This window comes from Cyanobacteria bacterium QS_8_64_29, from assembly GCA_003022125.1.
In the GTDB taxonomy this organism is placed as follows: domain Bacteria; phylum Cyanobacteriota; class Cyanobacteriia; order Cyanobacteriales; family Rubidibacteraceae; genus QS-8-64-29.
The window spans coordinates 72900-94795 of the sequence record PXQH01000002.1 but is presented as its reverse complement, the minus strand read 5'-3'; the positions used below and the strand labels follow the sequence as shown (position 1 = coordinate 94795).

Below are 21896 nucleotides of genomic sequence, written 5' to 3'. Positions count from 1 at the left end.
CAATGGCAGCGAATGGCACCAGTGCGGATGATGGCTTAGAAATAAGCTTTACCGCCGCCCCAGTTCTCGCCTACCACCTTGGGCTGAATCAGAATGTGGCCGGCAATGTCGCGCAGGTCTTTGTCGGTCAAGTTGCGCATTTCCGGATAGAGATCGGGCCGCTCGACGGTGGGATGGTACTCGCTCAAATCGAGCTCGCCGTCGTAACTGGTGGGCTCGTGCAGGTAATCGACGATCACCTCGATGTTGTCGCGCGGCGGTATGGCCCCTGCCAGATCCTCTTGCGAGAGGGTGACGTTGGGATTGGTTTTGGTTAGGCCGCTGAAATGGCACTGGGCGCAAACATCGTTAAACAATCGCTTGCCGCGTTGCGCCTCTTGTAGACTGAGCGTCTTTTGCTCGCCTTCAGCATCCAGCGGCACAGTGCGCGTTTGCTCGTCTAGCTCCAGCGCGCTAGCGCTCCCGACCGAAAGTTGCAGGATGCAGGCAAGGGTTGCGATGGCAATCCCAATGAGTTGCTTTAGCATGGTTCTCCTCAAAGCACATCGGGCGACAGGCCATGGGCGCACTCGCTGGCAGCTCGTCCCGACACCTGGCACTGCGCCCAACCCGCTCGATCGCGATGGCATGAAATGAATGAGTCCGCAAGTACCGTTAGGGGCGATAGACGCTAAGTGCCTCAGTCAGGCACGATCGGCCCGAGCGTTCGCCTCAGTAGCACACCCCAAATTCTACTCCACTGCGCCGCTGCGATTGAACGCATTGCCGGCAGCTGCCTAGGTGCTAACGCGCTATTGCCCTATTGGGGCGGATCGAGGGTGGGTAGGATCTCGCTTAACTGAACGATATTGCCGATGGCCGCGATTGCGGGCGCCCCAAATTGGGCTGCTGCCATGCGATCGCAGATGGTTGCCAGCGTCCCAGTCAGGATGGCTTGTTGGGACCAAGTGCCCCAACGCACCAGCGCAATGGGCGTTTGCGAGCTCAAACCGGCCTCGCGCAACTGCGCGACGATCGCCGGCAGGTTGCGCACGCCCATATAGACCACGATCATGTCGGTACCGCGCGCGAGCGCGTGCCAGTCAACTTGGGGCCGGTAGCAACCGGCCGCTTCGTGGCCGGTCACAAAGGCAACCGAGGACCCGAGGTGGCGGTGGGTCAGCGGAATGCCGGCATAGGCAGGAGCTGCCACCCCCGAGGTAATCCCGGGCACCACCTCAACCGGAACGCCGGCTGCCACCAGATCCTGCATTTCTTCGCCACCGCGCCCAAAGACGAAGGGATCGCCGCCCTTGAGCCGTACGACGACCGCGCAATCGCGCGTTTTATCGATCAGAAGTTGCGTTGTCTCGGCTTGCAACCGGCTGTGGCGCCCGCGCCGCTTGCCCGCATCAATGCGCTCGGCCTGCTCCCCAATCATGCCCAGAATGGTGGGGCTGACCAGCGCGTCGTAGACGACAGCATCGGCTTGCTCGAGCAAGACCTTGCCCTTGAGTGTCAGCAGCCCTGGATCGCCCGGACCCGCCCCCACCAGATAGACCTTACCTGGGGCGGCGCTACGGCTCCCGTCAGCGCCATCGGCCCGGTAGGGCTCGGGGCGGCTCATGCGTGCAACCCCTCGCAGATGGCGTCGGCGAGCTCATCGGTCGCGCCTAGGGGTTCATCCAGTTGCAGCGATAACTGTGGCTGCGCCGAGCGCAGCTGCGCCACCCGCTCGGCAATGGCATCGGCGATCCCGCCCGGGAACAGAAAGTAGGGCATGATCGCGATTTGCTCGTTGCCCTGTTGGGCCAGCGATGCCAGGCGCTCGTCTAGAGTGGGCGCAACCGACCAATAGGCCGCCACGGCCCCCAAACGGGCAGCCATGGCCTCGACCGGCTGGTTGCCGCCGGTGCGGCGGCTGCCGTGGGCCAGCAGCACGCGCGCTGGGGCTGCGTGCCGCTCGAAGCGCCGGGCCAACAGATGCTGCATGCTGGACCGACTGCCCAGATGCGATCGCAACCGCAGCGGCATCCGGCCGGCCAGCGTTTGCTGCGCGCGCGCCACCTCAGCCGGGATGTCTTGCTTGAGGTGCACCCCAGGCAGCAAAAACAGCGGCACAATCTGCAACTGCGAAGCCCCAGCCGAGTTAGCCTCTTGCGCCACTTGCACGATGCGCTGGTGCAGCTGCAGTGGTGCGAGCTCCAGCGAGGCCGTTCGCACTAGCGCGGTCGAGCTCGCCGATGCCGTCGCGACCGCCGTCGAGACGCCATCGCTGACGGGCAAATGCGACGCGCCCTCGGGGGCGGCCAAGCGCGCTTGCAACCGGCGGGCGAGCTGCTCCAGCCCGATCTGCGGGCGCGGATCGCGGCTGCCGTGCGCGACTAGCAAGTAAGCAGGCGGTGCGCTCAACGGTGACCTGCAAGGAATGAGCTAAAGGTTGCCTCGATTGTAGCGATCGCGGCTGCGGCGCGTTGGTAGCGAATTTAGCCAGCTAGGGCGCCAGGCGCTCCTTGATCCAGTCGCCGGGGGCCGTCCAACGGTAGCGGATGCGATCGTGCAAGCGGCTCGCGCGCCCTTGCCAGAATTCCAAGGTATCGGGGGACAGGCGAAACCCGCCCCAGAACGTGGGGCGCGGCACCGGCCCCTGAGCGTACTGCGCCTGCAGCTGCCGGTAGGCTTGCTCGAGCGTGCGGCGCGAGGTCAGAGGCTCGCTTTGCTGGGACGCCCAAGCCCCCAGTTGCGAGTCGTACGGACGGCTTTGGAAGTAGGCATCCGATTCCGAGGCGGATGTTTTGCCAACGCGGCCCTCAATGCGCACTTGCCGCTCGAGCTCGGCCCACCAAAACACCAGGGCTGCCCAGGGATTGGCCTCTAGCTGCCGGCCTTTCTGGCTGCGGTAGTTGGTATAGAAGGTAAAGCCGCGCTCGTCAAAGCCTTTCAGCAGCACAATCCGAGCGCTGGGACGGCCATTGGCATCGGCCGTGGCCAGCGTCATGGCATTGGGCTCAGGCAAATCCGCTTCGCAGGCCTGCTCGAACCACTGCCGGAACTGCTGTAGGGGTTCGTCGGCCGCATCCTGCTCGCTCAGTGCGGCCTGCGCGTAATTTCGGCGCAGCTCGGCGACAGAACATTGCCGTGGTTGAAAAGGCTGGGACGGCGGCATGGGGATTGACGGTCGTGCAGCCTCGGGGCACTCTAGATTCGTTCCAAATTTATCAGCTGCCTAGCTCGAGCGTTAGGATTGCGGCCAAAAGCCGTGCGGTCGCGTACAACGGGCAACTGCCGTCCTAGCAGGCTGGAGACCCAGGAGAGGACGCCATGCGACAGATCAACTTTGCGCTCATTTTTGCCATCGGTTTGGGACTCGTTTTGTTTAGCCTCGAAAATACCGAGCCCACGGTGATTCAGGTGGTACCCGGCTATCAAGTTCAAGCCCCACTGGCCATCGAGCTAATTTTTGCCATGGGCATTGGTGCTGTGCTGGCGTGGCTGTTTAGCATCTGGAACCGGTTGCAGCGGCAAGTGGACTTGCTTCGCCAGCGGCGGCAGCTGCGCCAAAAAGACCGCAAAATTGAAGACCTCGAGCAAGACCTGCAAGGTTACAAAATCGAGCTCGAGCAGCAGCGCAAACTGCCTCCCTCCGAGGGCGACCAAGCTGATGGCGAGAACCAGACGCAGGCAGTCGCGCAGTAGTGCATGGCGATCCGAGAGGCGCAAGCGGCGATCACGCAGCTGATCGACTGGGCCCAGCGTGGCGAAATTGACCCCTGGAACGTTGCCGTTATTGAAGTCGTCGATCGGTTTTTGAGCCAACTGCCTGCCTTCGAGCCCGACGCGGAGGGCAGTGCTGCTGCTACCGATCTGGCGCGCTCGGGCCAAGCGTTTTTGTGGGGCTCGCGTTTGGTGGCGTTCAAAGCCCAGACCTTGCAGGCCGCCGAGTCCGATCCGGCCGAGGGGGCGCAAGGCTCACCTGAGGCGGAAGCGCTCGATGCCGAGCTCGATGGGGCCGAGGCAGAGGAAGCGCCTGCAGCCTTGTCGGGGGCTGCTCGCTGGGAGCATGGCATCCGCCGCCGCCGCTCGGCCCTACCACCGCGCCAGCGCCGCGTCACCCTGCCCGAGCTGATCGGCCAGCTCCGCCAGATCGCCAGCGAAATCGAGGCGTCAGAGTCTCAGGGGCGCGCCCGGCGCGAGCCCTCGCCGCCCGCCAGCGAAGCGGCTGTTGCCGAGCTGGCCCACCAGGAAGACTTTAGTGCGGTCGCCGCTCGGCTGGAGCGCTTTTTGGGCGAGCAGCTGCCGCAGTATTGGTCCGGGCCGGATTGGGGAATTAGCCTAGAGCAGCTGCTGGTGTGGTGGCAGCAGGCAGCGGGCGAGGCAGCCGCCGGCGATCGGGTTGAAACGTTCTGGGCGCTTTTGTGGCTGGCAGCACGCTCGCAGGTGGAACTCTGGCAAGCCGCACTCTATCAGGAACTCTACATCCGGCCGCAGCTCGGGGCATCGAATACCAGCAAGCTAGAATCCGATGGCATTGCCCGCGAGCGAGTGAGTGCTGAACCCGTTGAGGAGTGACCCCCTATGAAAGCCATGATCCTGGCTGCCGGTAAGGGGACGCGCGTGCGTCCCATCACCTACACCATTCCCAAACCCCTAATCCCGGTCTTGCAGAAGCCGGTCATGGAGTACTTGCTCGAGCTGCTGCGCGGGCACGGCTTCGACCAAGTCATGGTTAACGTCAGCCACCTGGCCCACGAAATCGAGCGCTACTTTCGCGACGGCCAGCGCTTTGGCGTCGATTTGGCCTACTCGTTTGAAGGCCGTATTGTCGAGGGTCAGCTAGTGGGTGAGGCGCTGGGATCGGCCGGTGGTATCCGGCGCATTCAAGACTTTAACCCGTTTTTTGACGATACGTTCGTGGTGCTCTGCGGCGATGCGCTCGTCGATCTGGACCTGACTGAGGCGGTCAACTGGCACCGGCAAAAAGGCGCGATCGCCACGGTGGTCACCAAGCCCGTCCCGCCGGAGAAGGTCTCCAACTACGGTGTCGTGGTCACCGACGGCACCGGCCGGGTCCGCTCCTTTCAAGAAAAACCCAGCCCCGAGGAAGCTCGCAGCAACGCCATCAACACGGGCATCTACATCCTCGAGCCCGAGGCGATCGACTACATCCCGCCCAATACTGAGTACGACATCGGCAGCCAGCTCTTTCCCAAGCTCGTGGAGATGGGCGCGCCGTTTTATGCCATCTCGCGCGACTTCCAGTGGATCGATATTGGCAAGGTCCCTGACTATTGGGAAACCGTGCGCGGCGTGCTGCGCGGCGAAATTCAAAACGTCGACATTCCGGGCACTGAAGTGGCCCCCGGCATCCACACCGGCCTCAATGTGGCTGCCAATTGGGACCGCATCAACGTCACCGGACCGGTGTATGTGGGCGGCATGACCCAAATCGAGGATGGTGCCACCATCATTGGCCCCACCATGATCGGCCCCAACTGCCACGTCAGCAGCGGGGCAACGGTCGACAACAGCGTCATTTTCGAGTACTCGCGCTTGGGATCGAAAGCGCATTTGGTCGACAAGCTAGTCTTTGGGCGCTACTGCGTCGACAAAACCGGTACCACCATCGACCTGCAGGCGGCTTCGCTGGATTGGCTCATCACCGATACGCGCCAGAGCCAGCCCTACGAGCCAGGCGAGCAGCAAGAGATTGCCAAGCTGCTGAGCGACTAGCGCAGGCGGCCGGAGCGCCAGATGCTGAGCAGCAGCCACAGGCCAATAAAGCTGGCGGCGCCAAACAGGGTGTTGCTAATCCAAGAGAGCTGCCCCGCTTGCGCGTTGGCCGAGATGATGGCGGCACCGACGATCAGCGACCCGATGACGATGCTGAACGAGAGGCGATTGGCTGATTCGTCCAAGCTACGGCGCAGCGGGTCCAGCCCGCGCAGCGCCACGTTCCACTGCAGCGTCTCTGAGGTAACGCGATCCAACAACAGCTCGGTTTGCCGCGGCGACTGAACGGACAGGTTTTTGACATCCAGCGCCGTTCGCAGCACCGTATTGAGCGGGTTGGTCCCCAGGATCTGGCGCCGGAACAGATCGCTCATTAGCGGCTTGATCTCATCCAGAAAGTTGATTTGGGGGTTGAACTTTTGCGCCAGTCCCTCTAGGTTAGCCAAGCTTTTGGCATACAGCCCCATATTGCTGGGGAGCTTGACTTTGTTGTCCCGCGCTACCTGCAGGATTTCGTAAAAAACTTGGCTGAAATTGATCTCGGCGATGCTGAGGTTGTAGTACTTGCGCAGCATGCGATCGTAGTCGGTCTCGAGCTGCGCCAAGTTGGCCGTCGTAGCAGTTTCGGAGAGCTCTAGCGTTAGCTCGCTGCAGCGCCGGGCATCAATATCAACGATTGCCAGCAGCAGCTCGGTCAGGATCTGCTGGGTGCGCGGATCGAGCCGGCCCACCATGCCACAGTCCAGAAGCGCCACCCGGCCGTCCTGCAAGTAGAAAATGTTGCCTGGGTGGGGATCGGCATGGAAAAAGCCGTCGATGTAGATTTGTTGGAAAAACGACCGAAACAACAGCGTCGAGATTTGCTGGCGGCGCTGCGCCCCCCCGTTGGGATCAACTGAGGCTGAAAACTCGGACTCTAGAATGGGCTTTCCCTGAAGCCACTCCATCACCAGTAGCTTGGGCGTCGTAATCTCCCAATAGATCGCTGGAACGGTCAGTTGCTTGGTATCGAACCAGCGGCTGCGCGCTAAGTTCTGCCGCAGGCGGTCAGTGTGGCTGGCTTCCCGGGCAAAGTCGAGCTCGGCCCGCAGGGCGTCGGTGAACTCCTGCGCGACCGCCATGACATCGTAGTCTTGGCCGAACTCAGTGCGCGCGACCAGCTCGGCGAGCCCCTTGATGAGTGCGATGTCTTGCTCGACGACCGTATCGATGCCAGGGCGCTGCACTTTGAGGGCCACCGCCTGGCCGTTGCTGAGGGTGGCGCGATGGGTCTGGGCCACCGAGCCGGCAGCGACCGGTTCCTGCTCGATGTGACTGAAAACCGTTTCTAGCGGGCGATCGAGCTGCTGCCGGATCGAGACTTCGACCTCCGACCAAGCAACTGGCGGCACCTGTGCCTGTAAGGCCGTCAGGGTCTCAATGTAGTCGGCTGGCAGCAGATCGGGGCGCGTGCTCAAAAGCTGCCCTAGCTTGACGTAAACAGGCCCCAAATCCACCAAAATGTTGCGCAGCACGGTGGGGGTAGGCAGTTGGGGCTCATCCGGCTTGCCGCCGGCCAGCAACCGGCGCATGTAGTCCCAGCCGTGCCGAAAGACGACTTCCAGGATTTCGCGCTGGCGAGACGTGCTTTTTCGTAGCGAGATGACCACGGGCGTGTCCTTTGGGGTCGCTGGAACGGGCGGGACTGGCTCGCCGCCGGTCGCTAGAGAAAGCGTTGCAGCTTGGGATCGGCTTGCAGTTGCTCGAGGACGGCTTTGAGCTCCTGGATGCGATCCTTGCGGGCAACCAGCGTAGCCCGGCCGTCGCGGGCCACCACCAGATCGTTCAGCCCGATAGTAACAATGACCTCCTCGCTGTCACTGGCATAAAGCACCGTTCCTTGGGTGTCCTGGCCTACGTGCTGGGCCAAGGTTACGTTGGCTCCCTCGCCACCGAACAAGCGCTCTAGTGCTTGCCAATCGCCCAGATCGTCCCAACCAAACTGCGCGAGCAGCACGGCCGCTTGTTGCGTTTTTTCCATCAGGGCCTGATCGATGCTCGTTTTGGGTAGTTCGGGATAGGCTGCCTCACCTCGCTCCGCCAGCGGGTGCGCGATCTCGGGCGCATGAGCCAGCAGCGCTTGCCATGCTACGCCGGCGCGGAACACGAACATGCCGCTATTCCAGCTAAAGCCGCCGGTTTGGAGGAAATACTCGGCTGTTTCGCGCTGCGGTTTTTCGGTAAAGCGCGCCACTTCGTAGGCCTCCATGCCTGCAAAGTCGCCCAGCGCGCCGCCCCATTCGATGTAGCCGTACCCTGTAGCCGGGTAGGTGGGGGCAATGCCTAGCGTGGCGATCGCAGCCTGGCTGGCTGCCAGCGTTGCGGCCGAGGTCAGGGTGGCCTGGAAAGCGGCGCGATCGCCGATCCAGTGGTCGGCCGGGAAGATTCCAACGACCGCATCCTGACCGTAGAGCCGGGCGATGGTTTCGGTTGCCCAGGCAACAGCCGGTCCCGTATCGCGGCCTTCGGGCTCGACCAGTACGTTCCGGTCCGGCAGCGAGGAGAGCTGCTCGCGAACGCCGGCTGCCAGTTGGGCGTTGGTAATGACCCAGACGTGCGCCCAATCGCCCGCCAGCGGCAGCAGCCGATCAGCGGTGGCTTGCAGCAGGCTCTGCCCGCTGCCATCGAGCGCGGCGAATTGCTTGGGGCGTGTCTGGCGGCTCAGCGGCCAGAAGCGCTCGCCCTTGCCGCCAGCCAGAATGACGGGCACCAGCGTTGCCATGCTTGCGCGGATCGGGATCGCCGCCCTCCATCCTAGGCTGTGCCCGCGGCAGCCGGCTGCTTGCACTGCCGGAGCGCCATCGCGCTTTCGCTAGGCTGGTTGTAGCGTTACAAGGCCGTTTGGTAATGGCTGCCCCCGCCGATCCGCGCAGCGTCTCCGAGCGCGATGGCATGCGCATGGCCCAAGCTGCTTTCCGCGACCTGGAAGGCCGGGGCATCTCGGCGTTCGAGATTTTTAATGCCCTTGCCGATCTGTACCACCAGCGCGGCGATCCCGAGCTATCGCAGCTGATGGCCGAGGCTGCCTACCGTTGCTTCCAGCGCGATTAGCGATCCGAGCGATTGCTACCCTAATGCCAGTTCCCGACTGCAAGCTAGTTCTCTCCCATGTCCAAGCGATCTGCCTTTGACTCCGAGCAAATCGTCAGCCGCGCCGAGGAACTCCTCACGGCGGCTTCCAACCGCTACCGCATCACCGTGCAGGTGGCCGCACGTGCCAAGCGCCGCCGCTACGAAGAGTTTGAAAACCTTGAAGATCCCATGATGAAGCCCTCCATCCGCGCCATCATCGAGATGTCGGATGAGCTGACCCAACCCGAGATTATCGGCGATTGAGCCGGTCGCGCTATGGGGCGCCTGCTACGCTCGGGCGATGGCTGGCGCATTGGTTGGGATCCCGATGCGCCCACTTATCGCGGCTTGATCGGCGGCGATGGGTGGGCGCTCGAGCTAAGCGAAACCGAGCTCAACGAATTCTGCCGCTTGCTCGAGCAAATGGTTGCTGCGATCGGCAGCATGGCCGAGGAGCTCATGGAGCAAGAGCGCATCGACTGCGAGCTCGAGAGCGAGTGGCTCTGGCTGGAAGCAGAGGGCTACCCCCACCACTACTCGCTGCGCTGCATCCTCCAGACTGGTCGGCGCGGCGAGGGGAGCTGGTCGCCCTCAGCTGTGCCAGCGTTGGTCCAAGCTGCGCGGACGCTCACCGTCTTCTGAGCCCGCCGCTCGGGCGACTGTGATATATTCGAACGTGCCAATCGGGGCGTAGCGCAGTTTGGTAGCGCACCACTTTGGGGTAGTGGGGGTCGTGGGTTCAAATCCCGCCGCTCCGATGGATAGCAACAACGAGACCCGCTCGCCGAGCGGGTCTCGTTGTTATCCGGCCCTCAGTTGCTAGCGCAGCTTCCGCGTGTGCCACTGATAGGTATCTTCATCCAGCCCTGTTCCGCTGCGGGAATCCTCGGGGAGCTCCTGGCGGAGCTGCGTAATGCGCTGGTCGATACCGGGATGAGTGTTCAAAAAGGTGGGTGGGGAGCCGCTTTGCTGTTGCTGCTGCAGCTTTTGCAGGAAGGTAACCGTCGCAATGGGTGCATAGCGCGACTTGGCCATCATTTGCAGCCCCAGCCGGTCAGCTTTTAGCTCATCCTCACGGCTGTTGGGGCGGTTTAGGGCCAACTCCACCCCAATCTGGACGGCTTGACTCTCATCCAGCCCGGCCGCCGAGAGCACGCCTTGCGCGATCGCCTGCTGCCGCATCTGCTCGATGGCGTGGCGAGCAGCCACGTGCGCGATTTCGTGACCTAGGACGCCGGCCAGCTCGGCCTCATTATCGGCCAGCTGCAGCAGGCCCGTGTTGACGTAGATATGGCCGCCGGGGACGGCGAAGGCGTTAATGCTGTCATCGCGAACGATGTGGAATTTGTAGGGGATGTCGGAGCGCGTGCTGCGCTCGACCAAGCGTTGCCCGATGCGCTTGACGTATTGGTTGAGGGCTTGGCCGCGGTAGAGCTCGATACGCTTTTGGGTCAGCTGCTGGTGGATGCGATTGCCCAGCTTGACCTCGCGCTCGTCCGAGATGGTGGAGAGTTGGTAAACCTGGGCGCCTCGCCTGAGGATCTCCAACCAAGAGAAGCTGTAGGCTGGCTGCGGCATTGCAGCGACCAGACCCAGTGCTGTGGTCCCGGATAGGACCCAATACAGCGCCCGGCGTTGCAAGCGTCGTGGGTGCGAACGAGCTAGTATCATGAGCAACTAAACAATCTAAACGACAAGGAACGACTGCGTCTTAGTCGGAATGACGATCGCGGCGCCTGCAAAGTTGCACGCGTGTGAGTCGCTCGAGCAACATTTTGACCTGCTGGCAGCACAATTGGGCACCACCCGACGTGCTAAATTGAGGGCTGCTCGGCCGGATGTCGGTACGCACGCATCGAAACGCTCATGCCCCTTCTAGATTCGCAAGGTCGCCTTCTGGGCAAAATCAGCATCCTGGATGTGGGCGCTGCCTTGGTCATCCTACTGGTGGTGGTGGGGATTTTCTTAGTTCCCGGGCGCTCGGGGTCGGTAGCCCAGGTGAGCGGAACACAGCCCATTGAGGTGGACGTTCTCGTTCAGGGGCTGAACGTCCGCGATCCCCAGCAGATGCAGGGAACGTTCGAGCAGGCCGAGACGACCAAGCTGATCGTGCGCAACCACCCCTACGGCCAAGTCCAGCTTAAATCGGCCGAGCGCCTACCGAACGCCGTTCCGGTCACCCAACCCGACGGCTCGCTCGAGATGCGGCCCAATCCGGCTCCGCAAAGCCAACATGAAGGGAGCTGGATCCTGACGCTGGGCGGCGATGCCCGAATGACCGACAGCGGCCCTGTTCTGGGCAACAATAAAATCAAAATCGGCACGCCCATCAAGTTGGAGGGCGAGCGCTACCGCTTTGGTGCCAGTACCATCGACGTTCGCGTTCAAGAGTGAGCGGCTAGCTGGCGCGAGTACCGTTGGATGAGCGCGATCGCGACGGCTGGCGTTTCTAGCTGGGGCGTCAGGCCAGCATCTGCAATTGTTTGAAAGCCCCGTACGGCTTGCGGGTTGAGCTCGGCCAACTGCTTGCCCAACTGGGGCGTTGTCAATTGGGATTGCTCGCCCCACAGGATGGCAGTGGGAACGCGCAGCTGCCCCATATAGCGCGCCAGATCGAAGCTCAGATCGCCGCGCAAAAACGCCAAAGCAGCGTACTCGGCATTGGGCTGCTGCGCCGATTGCAAGTACGCCTCGACCATGGCTGGCGAAACGCGCTCTGGGCGGGCGAATTGGCGCGTCTCGAGGAAGTTGCGGATGCCGGCATCCGTCGCGATGGCTGTGGTGTAGAGCCCCCGATCTAGCCCCGGAACTGCGGCTAGTTGAGCGAGCCAATCGCGAGCATCTTGGCCGAAGTCGGCGAGCCCAGAGGGCGCCACCAGTACCAGCGATGCGAACTGATCGGGGCGATGGACGGCGGCACGCACGACAAAAGCGGCTGTCAGCGATGACGCGACCACCGGGATTGCCCCTGCCGCCAACCCATCCAAAAATTCCAGAATCGTATTGATGTAGTCTTCGGCCCGGTAGGCCCGCGCCGGATGCTCGGAGCGCCCCCACCCGAGTAAGTCGGGCGCGATCGCGCGGTAGCCATCGGCAAAGGCTGGATAGACCTGGGACCATTCGTAAGCCGACGAGCCGCCGCCAAAGCCGTGCAGAAACACCAGCGGCGATCGCCCGGCCTCGCTCGCGAGCCAGGGCGACTGCGAGGGGGTGTAGTACACCATGCGCCCCAGCGACGTCGCGATCGCTTGGGACTCAACGCCGATGGGCTCGATGGCGTGACCTCCAGCAAACAAAATAGACGAGCGTTGCCCTACGATTATGCGCCAAGGTCAGCCCGGGTGCGACTGCCGAGCGGTTGGCGAGTGCATTGCAGCGTAGCGGCCGTTTCGTTATCCTCTATACGTTAGCAACGAGCGGCTGCTGGCAGCAGGCCCACGGCTCGGTTGCTTGCCAATCGAGAGTGCGAGCGCGCGTGCATTTTGCCGACCCGGGGGTTGTTGCTCGGGTAGGCAGCTGACCGAGCAGCGCTCTGCTAGCTTGGCACTCGATTGAGCCTGGACTGCAAGCTCATTCAGCGACAGCGCTTGGGGGAACTTGCCCAGCTAGGCCTGAGTGGGGTTGTAGCTGCCAATGGTTGCCAGTAGGCAAGGCATGCAGCTTGCGATGGTTAAGCCAATCGACGAGCGCAGCTCGCGGACGTTCCCTAACTCTGCTGTAACGGTACGGACGAGGCAAAACAGCATGACGCAGGCCAACGAAATGCTCGGTAACTTGAACGATTCCCAAGGCGAGCTCGAGTTGTTACTCGAGCAGGAAGCGGACGAGTCCATCCGGGAAGAGCTCGAGGTGGCTGTCGAGCAGGACATCAGTGCCGAGCAGGACAACGCGAGCGCGCAAAAGCCAGCCAATACCAGTTCCCAGCAACCAGCGCCTTCAGAGCCAGCGGAGAAACCAGCCGAAGACCGCGACGAAACCCAACCCTATACCGAAGATTCCATTCGCCTCTACCTGCAAGAAATCGGCCGCGTTCGGCTGCTGCGTGCGGATGAGGAAATCGAACTCGCCCGCCAAATTGCCGAGCTGCTAGAACTCGAGCGCAGCCGGGACGAACTGGCTGATGCCCTCGAGCGCGAGCCCACCCAACAGGAATGGGCTGCCGAAGCCGGCATGCCGCTGGCTGAGTTCCAGCGCTACCTCCATACCCGGCGGCGCGCCAAGGAAAAAATGGTGCAGTCCAACCTGCGCCTGGTGGTCTCCATTGCCAAAAAATACATGAACCGAGGGCTATCGTTTCAGGACCTGATTCAGGAGGGATCGCTAGGCCTGATTCGGGCTGCCGAGAAATTCGACCATGAAAAAGGCTACAAGTTCTCCACCTACGCCACGTGGTGGATCCGCCAGGCCATTACTCGGGCGATTGCCGATCAATCGCGCACGATCCGCTTGCCCGTCCACCTCTACGAGACGATCTCGCGCATCAAAAAAACGACCAAAGTCCTCTCGCAAGAGCTGGGGCGCAAACCTAGCGAAGAAGAAATTGCCACGCGCATGGAAATGACCATCGAGAAGCTGCGCTTTATTGCCAAATCGGCGCAGCTTCCGATTTCGCTGGAGACGCCTATTGGCAAAGAAGAGGATTCGCGCTTGGGCGATTTTATTGAAGCGGACGGCGAGAGCCCCGAAGATGAGGTTTCCAAAAACCTGCTGCGCGAAGACCTCGAAGACGTTCTCGAAACGCTCAGTCCCCGCGAGCGGGACGTCCTGCGGCTGCGCTACGGTATGCAGGACGGGCGCATGAAAACGCTGGAAGAAATCGGCCAGTTCTTCAATGTCACGCGCGAGCGCATCCGCCAGATCGAGGCCAAAGCCCTACGCAAGCTGCGCCACCCCAACCGCAACAGCATTCTCAAAGAATACGTGCGCTGATCGCTCCCCAGACAGCCTGCTTGTCTGCTAAAGGACGCCGGCCAAGTGCAGGGGGCCGTGACCGCTAATCAGCTCCAGCAGGAGCGCGATAAAACCCACCATGGCCAAGCGCCCGTTCCACTTCTCGGCGTTGGAGTTCATGCCCCACTGCCAGCGCTCTTGCGGCTCGATCTTGACCTTTTTCTTCATGCGATTGACATCGGCGAAGGTTCGGGCAGGGGCCTGAAGCGCTTCCTCGACGGATTCGGCCAGTCCATCAATAAAGGTGGGGTGCGTGTTGAGAGCGGGCACGCGCTGGAAGTTCTCAATCCCGGCCTGTCGGGCAACGTCGCGGTACTCGATGTCGATTTCCTGCAGCGTCTCGATGTGCTCGGAGACAAAGCTAATGGGAACGACGACCAAATCTTGCACCCCGTAACTACCCAATTCCTGTAGGGCTTCTTCCGTATAGGGCCGCAACCATTCCACCGGCCCCACGCGGCTTTGATAGGCCAGCGTATACGCATTGGGTCGGTTGAGGGTGCGCACGATGGAGCGAGCGCATTCCTCAATTTCTTGCTGATAGGGATCGCCCGCTTCTTCCACGTAGCTTTTGGGGACGCCGTGGGCGCTAAAAAAAAGGTGGACCCGATCGGGATCGGGGAAGCGGTCCAGTTCTTGCGCGATGAGATCCGCCATGGCCTGCAAGTAACCGGGCTGGCGGTACCAGGAGGGCACAATCGTGTAGTTGAGGTGCCTGAGGATGGGATCTTCTTGCCAAATTTGCTCTAGCAGCCGAAAGCTGGAACCGCTCGTGCTGATCGAAAACTGCGGGTAGAGCGGCAAGATGACTAGGTTATCGGGCCGGTCGCGCTTGATCCGAACGATGGCTTCTTCAGTAAAGGGATGCCAATACCGCATCCCCAAATACGTTTTGGCTTGATGCCCGCGTTCTTGCAGTCGGGCCTCGAGTGCTTCGGCTTGCGCCTCGGTGATCTTGCGCAGCGGCGATCCGCCGCCGATTTGCTCGTAGTTCTGCTGCGACTGCTTGGCGCGTAGGGTCGAGATCAGCCAGGCCAGCGGCTTTTGCAGCCAAGGAAAAGGCAGGCGGATGATCTCGGGATCCGCAAACAAATTAAACAGAAACGGCTGGACGTCCTCGAGCTCGTCGGGTCCGCCCAGATTTAGCAATAAGACCCCAGTGCGACCCATGGCATTCGTGCGCCAGCTTGCCAATGCGTGAGCGAGTGTAACAAGCTACCCAGATAGCGCGAGCGGCACGCATCCAGGCAACCCCCTCAAGCGCGGCAACCGCAATGGCAACCCTCCTGCGCCATTGGAGCTACCGCTACCAGTGGCTCTACGATACTGTCTCTAGCCTAGCAGCCCTGGCAGTGGGCGGGAATCGCCGCTTTCGCCAGCTGCCGCTACAGGGGCTAGCCATCGGTACCGATAGCGAAGTGCTCGATCTGTGCTGCGGTGCCGGGCCAGTCACGCAGCAGCTGCTGCACTACTCGCGCCGCGTCACTGGGCTCGATGCCTCGCCCGTCGCGCTGCAGCGGGCCGCTCGGCGCGCCCCTGGAGCCGACTACATCGTCGGCCAGGCAGAAGCACCGCCGCTAGCCAGCAATCGCTTCGATTTGGTCCATACCAGCGTTGCCATGCACGAGATGGCTGCCGCGCAGCGGCGGCAAATTTATCGCGCTGTTTATCGCATCCTCAAACCGGGCGGGACGTTTGTAATGCTGGACTTTCACTCGCCGACTAACCTCCTCTACTGGCCTGGGTTGGCGTTGTTTCTTGGGCTGTTCGAGACCGAGACAGCCTGGCAGCTGCTGCAGGCGGACGCGATCGCCGAGCTCCAGCCCCTGGGCTTTGAGCAGTGCGAGCGGACGCTGCACGCGGGGGGCAGCTTGCAAGTGGTTCGCACCCGCAAGCCTGATTGAGGCCCTTACTACCAGTGGCGGAACCAAGCGCGCCAGCGGCGAACGACTGAGGATGCCTGCTGGCGCCGCCGCTCGAAGTTGGCAGCTAGGCCGATGGACAGCAGGCCCACCAGTAGGCCCACGATCCATTTGGCAAAGGCGTAGCGGAAAAACAGTACGATGGCCTGGTCGAAAGCAACGCCCAGCACCGTCAGGGTCCCAACCCACAGAAAGGCGCGCACGCGCAAGCCCAGTCCAGCTGCAATCAGAACTAGCCCAATGGCGCCGGGAACCAGGCCAACAGCTGCGTACTGCCAGTAAGCCACGCCCGTGATCGCGCCGCTGCCCAGCAGCCGCAGGCCGTGCCGAAGCGAGCGTTGCTGGGGGCGCCGCAGTTCGGGTTCGGCTTGGGCAAGGTACAGCAGCGGCAACCCAACAAGCAGGATCTGGGCGAGCGGATCCAGCGCGTCCCAGCGGTGCAACCACAGCCCGCTCGCCCACACCAGGGCGCCTACCCCCAGATAGCTCCAGCGAATGGCAGTCCAACGCCACGCCAGCCATCCGTAAAAGGCTGCCGCAACTACCAAGCTGATACCAATTTGAGCAGCAGATGCACGCTTACCAAAGAACATGACTCCCATATTGAGGGAGTTTCGAAGGTCAAAATCTAGTGCACAAACCACGAGAATTGGTATGAGCGGTGCAACTGCCAAGCAGCTCAGTAGGGCGGTCGGTAGCGGCAGGAGCGCTGCAGCGCGGTGCCAGGCTGCGTCCGGCCACCCCCACCGCGACCAGCGCGGCAGCGCCAATACCAGCCCGAAGGCACAGGCAATGGCGACCCACGCCGGATCTAGCTCGAGCAGCCACCAGCCCTGGCGCGCGGACGCAAACGCCGCATACAGGGCAGTTATACCGAGATAGACCCAGCCCTGGAGACCAACGGGAGCTGCCATTGCGGCCGACGTGCGGCCTTGCAGCAGCGCATAGCCACCCAGAGCACCCCAACCCATGACGGTTGGCAGCACTGGTTGCGCCTCCCCCAACCCATCTATCAGGATTGTTGCCACCATGAATGCCGCCGCATTGCCCCAATGCAGGTGCGCTACTCGCCCCAGTTCGGTTGCCGAGAGGGCAAAGGCTGTCTCGCTCCGGTGCAGCCACCAGGCCAGCATGCGGTAAGCGGCCGCGATCGCCAGCGCAACCCACGCCAGGCCGATCACGCTGTTGGCGAAGCCGACGGGTTCAGCTTGCAGCAACCGATAGGCGGCCAGTTCGTACCCCCCCAGCGATAGGCCGGCCAGTGCTAGATAGGTGATGGGCTTGCGCGCCTGGCGCTGTCCCACTACCAACGCCACTAGCGAAGCTCCTAGCGTGATGCCTCCCGTGTAGGGCGTGAAGCTGGCTGCCCGCAGCAATAAGCCCAGCCCGGCGTAGAGCAGCGGAAGGTCCTGATTTTGGGACAGCGGCGACAGCGCGCGCGCAGCGGCCGGGCGGGCGGCAACCAGCACCCATCCCAGGGCAAAGCTCACATTGGCAACCGACCAGGCCAGCACCGACCCCCCTGCCAGGTGCACGGCTACTGCCAGGGCAAGCGCAACTGCCCAGCCCGCACCGTAGGTTGCCACGGAAATAGGCTGCTGCCGGTAGCGCCAGCTGATGGCAGCGCCCAGCAGTAACGCCACCACTAGCGGCTGCCAGCCCAATGCGATCGGGTAAAATAGCTGCTGGCAATGTAGGGTGTTAGCGCGGCCAGGCCCAGCGCAGTTAGGGCAATGGCCCAGCTGTCGGCACTGCGCGCGTAGGCCCGCGCTAGCGGGATTGCCCGGTGCCGGCATCCGCGTTGCAGACCCAAAGCAGGGCCGCAATCGCGGCGACCAACACGAACCAGTCGGATCCCGACAGCCACGCTTGCAGCAGCGCGATCGCCCAGCCAATGGCAAAGCCCAGATGGAGAGCAGTGGCTGCCGGCTGGCGCAAGCGGTACGCGCTGACGGTCGTTCCGGCCGTTGCTATCCCCAAACTCAGGGCGCGCGCCTGGGGCAAAAGCAGCGTCAGCGGTTGCCCGATGGCAAAGCTAGCGATACTGGCCCAGGCAGCCTGCTGGCGCCGCCGGGACCAGCTCGCAACTGCAGCCATGCCGGCAAGCGCGAGCGGAACGGCCAGCCACAACAACCCCCAAGCCTGGACTCCCCAAGCGCGATGGGCGAATGCCAGGTAGCTGCCACCCGCCAAGACCAGCAGCTGCGCGAGAGCGCCGGCACGGCCCCCCAGAAACGCAGGCTGGCTGCCCACTCAGCCACAGCCATCCCCAGCAGCACGCTGCCCCAACCAACGCTCCCCATGGAGGGGCTAGCCCAGCCGACTCCTGACAGGATCGCCAGCGAGCTGCCGGCTTGCGTGAGGTAAGCCGGGCTTGCCTGTTGCGGGTAGCGGCGGTAGGTGACGCCCCCGAGCGCTGCGGCGCTCAAGACTAGATTGAGCGTCCGCGTACTGGGCGGGAAGGGGGCGATCGCGGCCAGAATGAGGCCCAACAGCAGGGCCAAACCATCGGCAAAGTGCGCCAGCGCTTGCCAACCGCGCCGCTTGAGCCAACCGGCAAAGCCCAGCCAAAGCAGCAAGTAGGGAAACAGCGATAGGCCCAGCAGCGCGTCGCTCAGCGCTGGGTCCAGGCCCAATCCGTGCGTGAGGGCCTCGAGCGCGCGCTGGCGCAACGGCAACGGCAGCCACTGCCAAAGCCAGAACGGCGCTTGCAACCCGATGGCGAACAGGACGGCCAGATCCGCCCGCTGCTGGTATTGCCGCAAGCGCCGCACGAAGGTGGCGCCAGCCAGGACGCTCGCTGCCAGCGCTTGCCCAGCAACGCCGGTGCTGGCGGCGCTCCCGATGCCCAAGCCCAGCAGCAACATCCCCAGCCCTTCCCAAAGGCCCAGCGTCCGCCAGCGTCCCACCGGCAAGCGGTGGTCCTCCAGCAGGACGAGCGCGCTCCCGCCCAGGGCAATGGCAAGGCTGAGCTGTCCCAACGGCAGTTGCGCAATAAAAACGGCCCGCACCAGCAGCAGCAATCCGGCGTAGGCCGCCAGTGCTGCTACGCCCGAGCGCGCTTGCCCCTGGCGCCGCCAGCCCGCGATCGCGGCAGCGCTTCCGGCCGTGCCCGCATAAGCAGCCGCAATCGGCCCGTGGGGCAATGCCCATCCCCCTTGCAAAAAGGACAGGCCCAGGACAACGGCGATCACGCCCCAGCTAGCACTCGGGCGCAGGGTTATCCCCACCAGAGCACTCAGGACCGGGAGCGCGATCGCGGCCTTTACCCCCGGCGAGGCTGCCAAGCCGAACGAATCCAGCGCCCAAACATTGACCGGCACTAGCAGCAGCGCTACGGCCTGCAACGTTTGCGCCGTCAGGCGCAGGCGCGCGCGCAGGCTGGCAACCAGTCCGGCCCCCCAAAACCCCAGCGTGTAAGCGCCCAAAATCGCGTACTGGCCGCTGGGCGGAAACTGCGACCACTGGGTTGCCGCCAAGACCCCAGAGGAGACCACGACCAGAAAGACGCCCAAAAATAGCAACCAGCGGACGCTCAGCTCGTCCTTGAATCCCTGCCAGGCGCGAGCGCCGCGCGGCAGCCCGGGCAGCAGCGGTTGGGATTTGCGCGCCCGCTGGGGCTTTGCCGCTGGTGAGGTTCCTGCAACCGAGCGCACCGTCGGCCTCGGTTGCGGCAGCGCGCAGCACAGACGTTCCCGGCCCAGGTGCCTGACTTGGTCCTCATCGATGAGTCCCCAACGCAGCCACAGGTCCAATCCCCGCAGCAGCGCCGGCTGCGAGGCGCGCACGGTAACCGTTAGCTGCAGCTCGTCTGCCGGCATCGCCTCCCTCTGCGCGGGATTACCCAGCGCTCGCCTCGCCGCCGCATCCGCTCAGGCGCGCCAGTGAAGTTTCCATGACGGCGCGCGTTTGGCCGAAAACGGCAAATGCCAGCGCCTCGCAATAGACCCGCTGCGCGGGATGGCTCGTGGCAGCGGCAGCACCGCCCGAGGCCACAACGGCCGCTTGCGCGCAGCGACCGGCCAGCTCGATGGCTTGGCTGCGCAACTGCAAGCGCTGCTCGAACACGCTCTGCTCCGCCTCGAGCGCAGCAAACATGGCCTCGCGGCAACCGGTGAGTTCGGCGTCCAGGGCTTGCCAGGCTTGCTGGAGTGCCGCTAGCGGCTTGCGCTCGCGGGCTGCTGCGACAATATCGAGGGCAGCGCGCGCGCAGCCCAGGGCAAAGAAGCCATGATTGAGCACGGTTTGGCGATCGCGCTGCTGCAAGCGGTCCGCCGGTCTCACCGCCAGGACGCGCTCGGCAGGCAGCAGCCAACCCGCCAGCTCGACGCTGACCGTATTGGTCGAGCCCATGGCGGCCAAATCCATGGGCTCAGAGCAGCGCACGGTTCCGCCGCCGGCGCAATCTGCGTCCTGCAGCGGCACCAACCCGTAAAGCGCGCGCCCGTCCGGCAGGGTTGCGCCCATGACGAATTCATCAAAGCTCGCCCAGCCCGTCACCCAAGGTGCGCGGCCGTCCAAGCAGTAGCCGCCTTCGGTAGGCGTGGCTTGGACTAGGGGCTCGCCCGGGCGTCGCAGGTGCGAAAACCCAATCCCCAGCAACGCCGCGCCCCGAGCCAGGCGCGGCAAGTACGCATGCTTAGCGACTCGTTAGAGCTGCCGGCAATGGCAGCAGCGGCGCTTTGGTGCTGCGCCTGTAAAAAGGCCAGCGCCCCCGAATGGCGAGCCACCATGGCGCCAAACTGCCAGAATGCAGTGGCATCAAAACCTGCGCCGCCCCAGCTAGGCGGAACCCGCAGGGCCAGAAGCTCGCGATCGCCTAAGCCTTGCAACGCTGCTTTGAGGGCGCGCGCGTCGCGATCGATGGCGCCGGCCTGGGGCGCAACCGAGGTTTGCAAGTATGCCTCGGCCTGCGCCAGCTGCTGTTGGGGATCGGCGGCCGTGGTTCGATCGGCTGGCATGAGCGGATGCCCGAGCCCCTCCCGCTATAATCCCCACTGTAGTCGCTGGCCCCACCCACGCTTTTGATTGCGATCTATCCGGGGAGCTTCGACCCGGTCACCTTCGGCCATCTCGATATCATCGAGCGCGGCAGCCGACTGTTCGAGCGCACCATCGTTGCCGTCCTGCGCAACCCCAACAAGCAGCCGCTGTTCTCGGCCCAGGAGCGCATGGCCCAAATCCGGGAGGCCACCCAGCATTTGAGCAATGTTGAGGTCGATAGCTTTAGCGGGTTGACCGTTGCCTACGCCCGCGATCGCGGCGCGAGCGTTGTGCTGCGCGGCTTGCGCGTGCTCTCCGACTTTGAAAAAGAGTTGCAGATGGCCCACACCAATCAGACCCTCGGGCCGCAGCTAGAGACGGTTTTTTTGGCGACCTCCAACGAATATAGTTTCTTAAGTAGTAGCGTAGTGAAAGAAATCGCCCAGTTTGGTGGCTCGGTCGAGCACCTGACGCCGCCGAATGTCGCGCAAGCCCTATATCGATGTCACGCGCCGACCCCGCCGACGCCCAGTCCCCCGAGCGACAATCGTCGGAGCAATCCGCTGAGTCGCGATCGGCCGGGTTCGACGTCCAACGACAGCTGGACCGGCTCGAAGCCTTAATTCTGGATAGCTTTCGCATCCCGCTGACCCGGCGGACGCTAGTGGACGAGGGGCGGCTGCTCGAGCAGCTCGATGCCGTCCGCATGAACCTGCCGGCGGCCTTTGATGAAGCCGTCGAGATCGTCCGGTGGAAAAACGAAATCTTGCAGCAGGCCGAGTCGCAAGCGCAGAACATCCTTGAGGCGGCGCAACAGCAAGCGGCCCAAATCAAAGACGAAACCGGTATCGTGCAGCAGGCCGAGCAAGACGCCCAGCGCATCCGCGAGCAAGTCCAGCAAGAGTGCCGGCAGTTGCAGGATCACACCCAAACCGAGCTCGATCGGCTGCGCCAGCAAACCCAGCGCGAGCTCGAGCAGCAGCGCGAGCAAACCCGCGCCGAGTGCGAGCAGATCGAGCAGGGCGCCGATCGCTACGCGGAGGCCATTCTGGACGAGCTGGAGCGCTACCTGAGCAGCTCGCTGCAGGAAGTGCGCAACGGCCGGGCCTCGCTGCAGCAAAAAACGCAGTCGCAGCAGCGCCAGAGCGGGAAGCGGGGCAGCAAAAAGCGTTCGGCAACGGCGGCTGCCGCCAAGCCCAAAACCGATTCCGAGTCGCAGCA

Annotated in this window: 22 protein-coding genes, 1 tRNA gene and 2 pseudogenes; 12 read left to right on the top strand and 13 right to left on the bottom strand. The window is 63.3% G+C overall.

Going from position 1 to position 21896, the window contains the following annotated elements; all coding sequences use genetic code 11:
- Window positions 1-35 precede the first annotated feature (35 nt).
- From BRC58_01285 to pdxH, 4 genes are all read right to left on the bottom strand, one after another.
- Entirely contained in the window at window positions 36-527 is a 492-nt protein-coding gene (locus BRC58_01285) for a cytochrome c-550 (GenBank protein PSP19435.1), read from the bottom strand.
- Between the two features lie 272 nt (window positions 528-799).
- The gene (cobA, locus tag BRC58_01280) at window positions 800-1606 is read right to left on the bottom strand and encodes a uroporphyrinogen-III C-methyltransferase (protein PSP19434.1); all 807 of its coding nucleotides are present in this window, start codon (window positions 1604-1606) and stop codon (window positions 800-802) included.
- A complete protein-coding gene (locus BRC58_01275) occupies window positions 1603-2391 on the bottom strand; it encodes a cobalamin biosynthesis protein CbiX (GenBank protein PSP19433.1) in 789 nt (262 codons plus the stop codon). The genes cobA and BRC58_01275 overlap by 4 nt, the downstream gene beginning before the upstream one ends.
- An 82-nt stretch (window positions 2392-2473) precedes the next feature.
- Window positions 2474-3145 (bottom strand): pyridoxamine 5'-phosphate oxidase, encoded by a 672-nt coding sequence (pdxH, locus tag BRC58_01270; protein ID PSP19432.1) that lies wholly within the window; start codon window positions 3143-3145, stop codon window positions 2474-2476.
- Between the two features lie 155 nt (window positions 3146-3300).
- Between pdxH and BRC58_01265 the strand changes: the two genes are divergently transcribed.
- From BRC58_01265 to BRC58_01255, 3 genes are read left to right on the top strand one after another with little or no spacing between them, the layout of a single operon-like run.
- The gene (locus BRC58_01265) at window positions 3301-3675 is read left to right on the top strand and encodes a DUF1049 domain-containing protein (protein ID PSP19431.1); all 375 of its coding nucleotides are present in this window, start codon (window positions 3301-3303) and stop codon (window positions 3673-3675) included.
- Window positions 3676-3678: 3 nt separating this feature from the next.
- Entirely contained in the window at window positions 3679-4548 is an 870-nt protein-coding gene (locus BRC58_01260) for a segregation/condensation protein A (GenBank protein ID PSP19430.1), read from the top strand.
- 6 nt (window positions 4549-4554) lie between these two features.
- Entirely contained in the window at window positions 4555-5709 is a 1155-nt protein-coding gene (locus BRC58_01255) for a mannose-1-phosphate guanyltransferase (GenBank protein ID PSP19429.1), read from the top strand.
- On the opposite strand, the gene BRC58_01250 is transcribed toward BRC58_01255, so the two are convergent.
- Together BRC58_01250 and BRC58_01245 are read right to left on the bottom strand one after the other, a co-directional pair.
- On the bottom strand, window positions 5706-7352 hold the full coding sequence (locus tag BRC58_01250; GenBank protein PSP19462.1) for an ABC transporter: 1647 nt from the start codon (window positions 7350-7352) through the stop codon (window positions 5706-5708). The genes BRC58_01255 and BRC58_01250 overlap by 4 nt on opposite strands.
- 59 nt (window positions 7353-7411) lie before the next feature.
- Window positions 7412-8470, bottom strand: coding sequence for a mannose-1-phosphate guanylyltransferase (locus tag BRC58_01245; protein PSP19428.1), 1059 nt, complete (start codon window positions 8468-8470; stop codon window positions 7412-7414).
- A 125-nt stretch (window positions 8471-8595) separates the two neighbouring features.
- On the opposite strand from BRC58_01245, the gene BRC58_01240 reads away from it, so the two are divergent.
- The 4 genes from BRC58_01240 (at window position 8596) to BRC58_01225 (ending at window position 9578) form a co-directional block, all read left to right on the top strand.
- A complete protein-coding gene (locus tag BRC58_01240; protein ID PSP19427.1) occupies window positions 8596-8799 on the top strand; it encodes a hypothetical protein in 204 nt (67 codons plus the stop codon).
- A gap of 57 nt (window positions 8800-8856) precedes the next feature.
- On the top strand, window positions 8857-9084 hold the full coding sequence (locus tag BRC58_01235; GenBank protein ID PSP19426.1) for a DNA-directed RNA polymerase subunit omega: 228 nt from the start codon (window positions 8857-8859) through the stop codon (window positions 9082-9084).
- A 12-nt stretch (window positions 9085-9096) separates the two neighbouring features.
- On the top strand, window positions 9097-9462 hold the full coding sequence (locus BRC58_01230; GenBank protein PSP19425.1) for a DUF1818 domain-containing protein: 366 nt from the start codon (window positions 9097-9099) through the stop codon (window positions 9460-9462).
- A gap of 42 nt (window positions 9463-9504) precedes the next feature.
- Window positions 9505-9578: transfer RNA gene (locus BRC58_01225), tRNA-Pro, on the top strand.
- Between the two features lie 61 nt (window positions 9579-9639).
- Here the strand turns inward: BRC58_01225 and BRC58_01220 are convergent.
- Complete coding sequence (locus tag BRC58_01220; protein ID PSP19424.1) at window positions 9640-10491, bottom strand: peptidase; 852 nt, start codon at window positions 10489-10491, stop codon at window positions 9640-9642.
- Between the two features lie 195 nt (window positions 10492-10686).
- On the opposite strand from BRC58_01220, the gene BRC58_01215 reads away from it, so the two are divergent.
- Window positions 10687-11214, top strand: a complete 528-nt coding sequence (locus BRC58_01215; protein PSP19423.1) for a pyruvate/2-oxoglutarate dehydrogenase complex,dihydrolipoamide dehydrogenase (E3) component — start codon at window positions 10687-10689, stop codon at window positions 11212-11214.
- Here the strand turns inward: BRC58_01215 and BRC58_01210 are convergent.
- A complete protein-coding gene (locus BRC58_01210; GenBank protein ID PSP19461.1) occupies window positions 11205-12044 on the bottom strand; it encodes an alpha/beta hydrolase in 840 nt (279 codons plus the stop codon). The two genes, BRC58_01215 and BRC58_01210, sit on opposite strands and share 10 nt — an antisense overlap.
- A gap of 520 nt (window positions 12045-12564) precedes the next feature.
- On the opposite strand from BRC58_01210, the gene BRC58_01205 reads away from it, so the two are divergent.
- Window positions 12565-13749 carry an RNA polymerase sigma factor RpoD gene (locus tag BRC58_01205; GenBank protein ID PSP19422.1) on the top strand — a complete coding sequence of 395 codons (1185 nt, stop codon included), beginning with the start codon at window positions 12565-12567 and terminating at the stop codon, window positions 13747-13749.
- A gap of 27 nt (window positions 13750-13776) precedes the next feature.
- On the opposite strand, the gene BRC58_01200 is transcribed toward BRC58_01205, so the two are convergent.
- The gene (locus tag BRC58_01200; protein ID PSP19421.1) at window positions 13777-14940 is read right to left on the bottom strand and encodes a ferrochelatase; all 1164 of its coding nucleotides are present in this window, start codon (window positions 14938-14940) and stop codon (window positions 13777-13779) included.
- A gap of 104 nt (window positions 14941-15044) precedes the next feature.
- Between BRC58_01200 and BRC58_01195 the strand changes: the two genes are divergently transcribed.
- Window positions 15045-15674, top strand: a complete 630-nt coding sequence (locus BRC58_01195; protein ID PSP19420.1) for an SAM-dependent methyltransferase — start codon at window positions 15045-15047, stop codon at window positions 15672-15674.
- 8 nt (window positions 15675-15682) lie between these two features.
- Here the strand turns inward: BRC58_01195 and BRC58_01190 are convergent, their stop codons facing one another.
- From BRC58_01190 to BRC58_01175, 4 genes and pseudogenes are all read right to left on the bottom strand, one after another.
- On the bottom strand, window positions 15683-17356 hold the full coding sequence (locus BRC58_01190; GenBank protein ID PSP19419.1) for a hypothetical protein: 1674 nt from the start codon (window positions 17354-17356) through the stop codon (window positions 15683-15685).
- Between the two features lie 106 nt (window positions 17357-17462).
- Complete coding sequence (locus tag BRC58_01185; protein ID PSP19418.1) at window positions 17463-17696, bottom strand: hypothetical protein; 234 nt, start codon at window positions 17694-17696, stop codon at window positions 17463-17465.
- A gap of 8 nt (window positions 17697-17704) precedes the next feature.
- Window positions 17705-19513, bottom strand: coding sequence for a hypothetical protein (locus BRC58_01180; protein ID PSP19417.1), 1809 nt, complete (start codon window positions 19511-19513; stop codon window positions 17705-17707).
- Between the two features lie 19 nt (window positions 19514-19532).
- A pseudogene (locus BRC58_01175) lies at window positions 19533-20653 on the bottom strand (acyl-CoA dehydrogenase).
- A gap of 63 nt (window positions 20654-20716) precedes the next feature.
- On the opposite strand from BRC58_01175, the gene BRC58_01170 reads away from it, so the two are divergent.
- Window positions 20717-21298: a pantetheine-phosphate adenylyltransferase gene (locus BRC58_01170; GenBank protein PSP19416.1), complete on the top strand. Its 582-nt coding sequence runs from the start codon at window positions 20717-20719 to the stop codon at window positions 21296-21298.
- Window positions 21277-21804: pseudogene (locus BRC58_01165) on the top strand (hypothetical protein). The gene BRC58_01170 and the pseudogene BRC58_01165 overlap by 22 nt, the downstream one beginning before the upstream one ends.
- Window positions 21805-21896: the final 92 nt, after the last annotated feature.

What these genes read in the sequence shown, in the direction of transcription:
- BRC58_01235 (PSP19426.1), top strand. Translation starts at nt 8,857, where the DNA reads ATGTCCAAGCGATCTGCCTTTGACTCCGAGCAAATCGTCAGCCGCGCC.
- BRC58_01230 (PSP19425.1), top strand. Translation starts at nt 9,097, where the DNA reads ATGGGGCGCCTGCTACGCTCGGGCGATGGCTGGCGCATTGGTTGGGAT.
- BRC58_01180 (PSP19417.1), bottom strand. Translation starts at nt 19,513, where the DNA reads ATGCCGGCAGACGAGCTGCAGCTAACGGTTACCGTGCGCGCCTCGCAG.
- BRC58_01220 (PSP19424.1), bottom strand. Translation starts at nt 10,491, where the DNA reads ATGATACTAGCTCGTTCGCACCCACGACGCTTGCAACGCCGGGCGCTG.
- BRC58_01240 (PSP19427.1), top strand. Translation starts at nt 8,596, where the DNA reads ATGGCTGCCCCCGCCGATCCGCGCAGCGTCTCCGAGCGCGATGGCATG.
- pdxH (PSP19432.1), bottom strand. Translation starts at nt 3,145, where the DNA reads ATGCCGCCGTCCCAGCCTTTTCAACCACGGCAATGTTCTGTCGCCGAG.
- BRC58_01255 (PSP19429.1), top strand. Translation starts at nt 4,555, where the DNA reads ATGAAAGCCATGATCCTGGCTGCCGGTAAGGGGACGCGCGTGCGTCCC.
- BRC58_01265 (PSP19431.1), top strand. Translation starts at nt 3,301, where the DNA reads ATGCGACAGATCAACTTTGCGCTCATTTTTGCCATCGGTTTGGGACTC.
- BRC58_01245 (PSP19428.1), bottom strand. Translation starts at nt 8,470, where the DNA reads ATGGCAACGCTGGTGCCCGTCATTCTGGCTGGCGGCAAGGGCGAGCGC.
- BRC58_01195 (PSP19420.1), top strand. Translation starts at nt 15,045, where the DNA reads ATGGCAACCCTCCTGCGCCATTGGAGCTACCGCTACCAGTGGCTCTAC.
- BRC58_01200 (PSP19421.1), bottom strand. Translation starts at nt 14,940, where the DNA reads ATGGGTCGCACTGGGGTCTTATTGCTAAATCTGGGCGGACCCGACGAG.
- BRC58_01285 (PSP19435.1), bottom strand. Translation starts at nt 527, where the DNA reads ATGCTAAAGCAACTCATTGGGATTGCCATCGCAACCCTTGCCTGCATC.
- cobA (PSP19434.1), bottom strand. Translation starts at nt 1,606, where the DNA reads ATGAGCCGCCCCGAGCCCTACCGGGCCGATGGCGCTGACGGGAGCCGT.
- BRC58_01210 (PSP19461.1), bottom strand. Translation starts at nt 12,044, where the DNA reads ATGGTGTACTACACCCCCTCGCAGTCGCCCTGGCTCGCGAGCGAGGCC.
- BRC58_01215 (PSP19423.1), top strand. Translation starts at nt 10,687, where the DNA reads ATGCCCCTTCTAGATTCGCAAGGTCGCCTTCTGGGCAAAATCAGCATC.
- BRC58_01260 (PSP19430.1), top strand. Translation starts at nt 3,679, where the DNA reads ATGGCGATCCGAGAGGCGCAAGCGGCGATCACGCAGCTGATCGACTGG.
- BRC58_01205 (PSP19422.1), top strand. Translation starts at nt 12,565, where the DNA reads ATGACGCAGGCCAACGAAATGCTCGGTAACTTGAACGATTCCCAAGGC.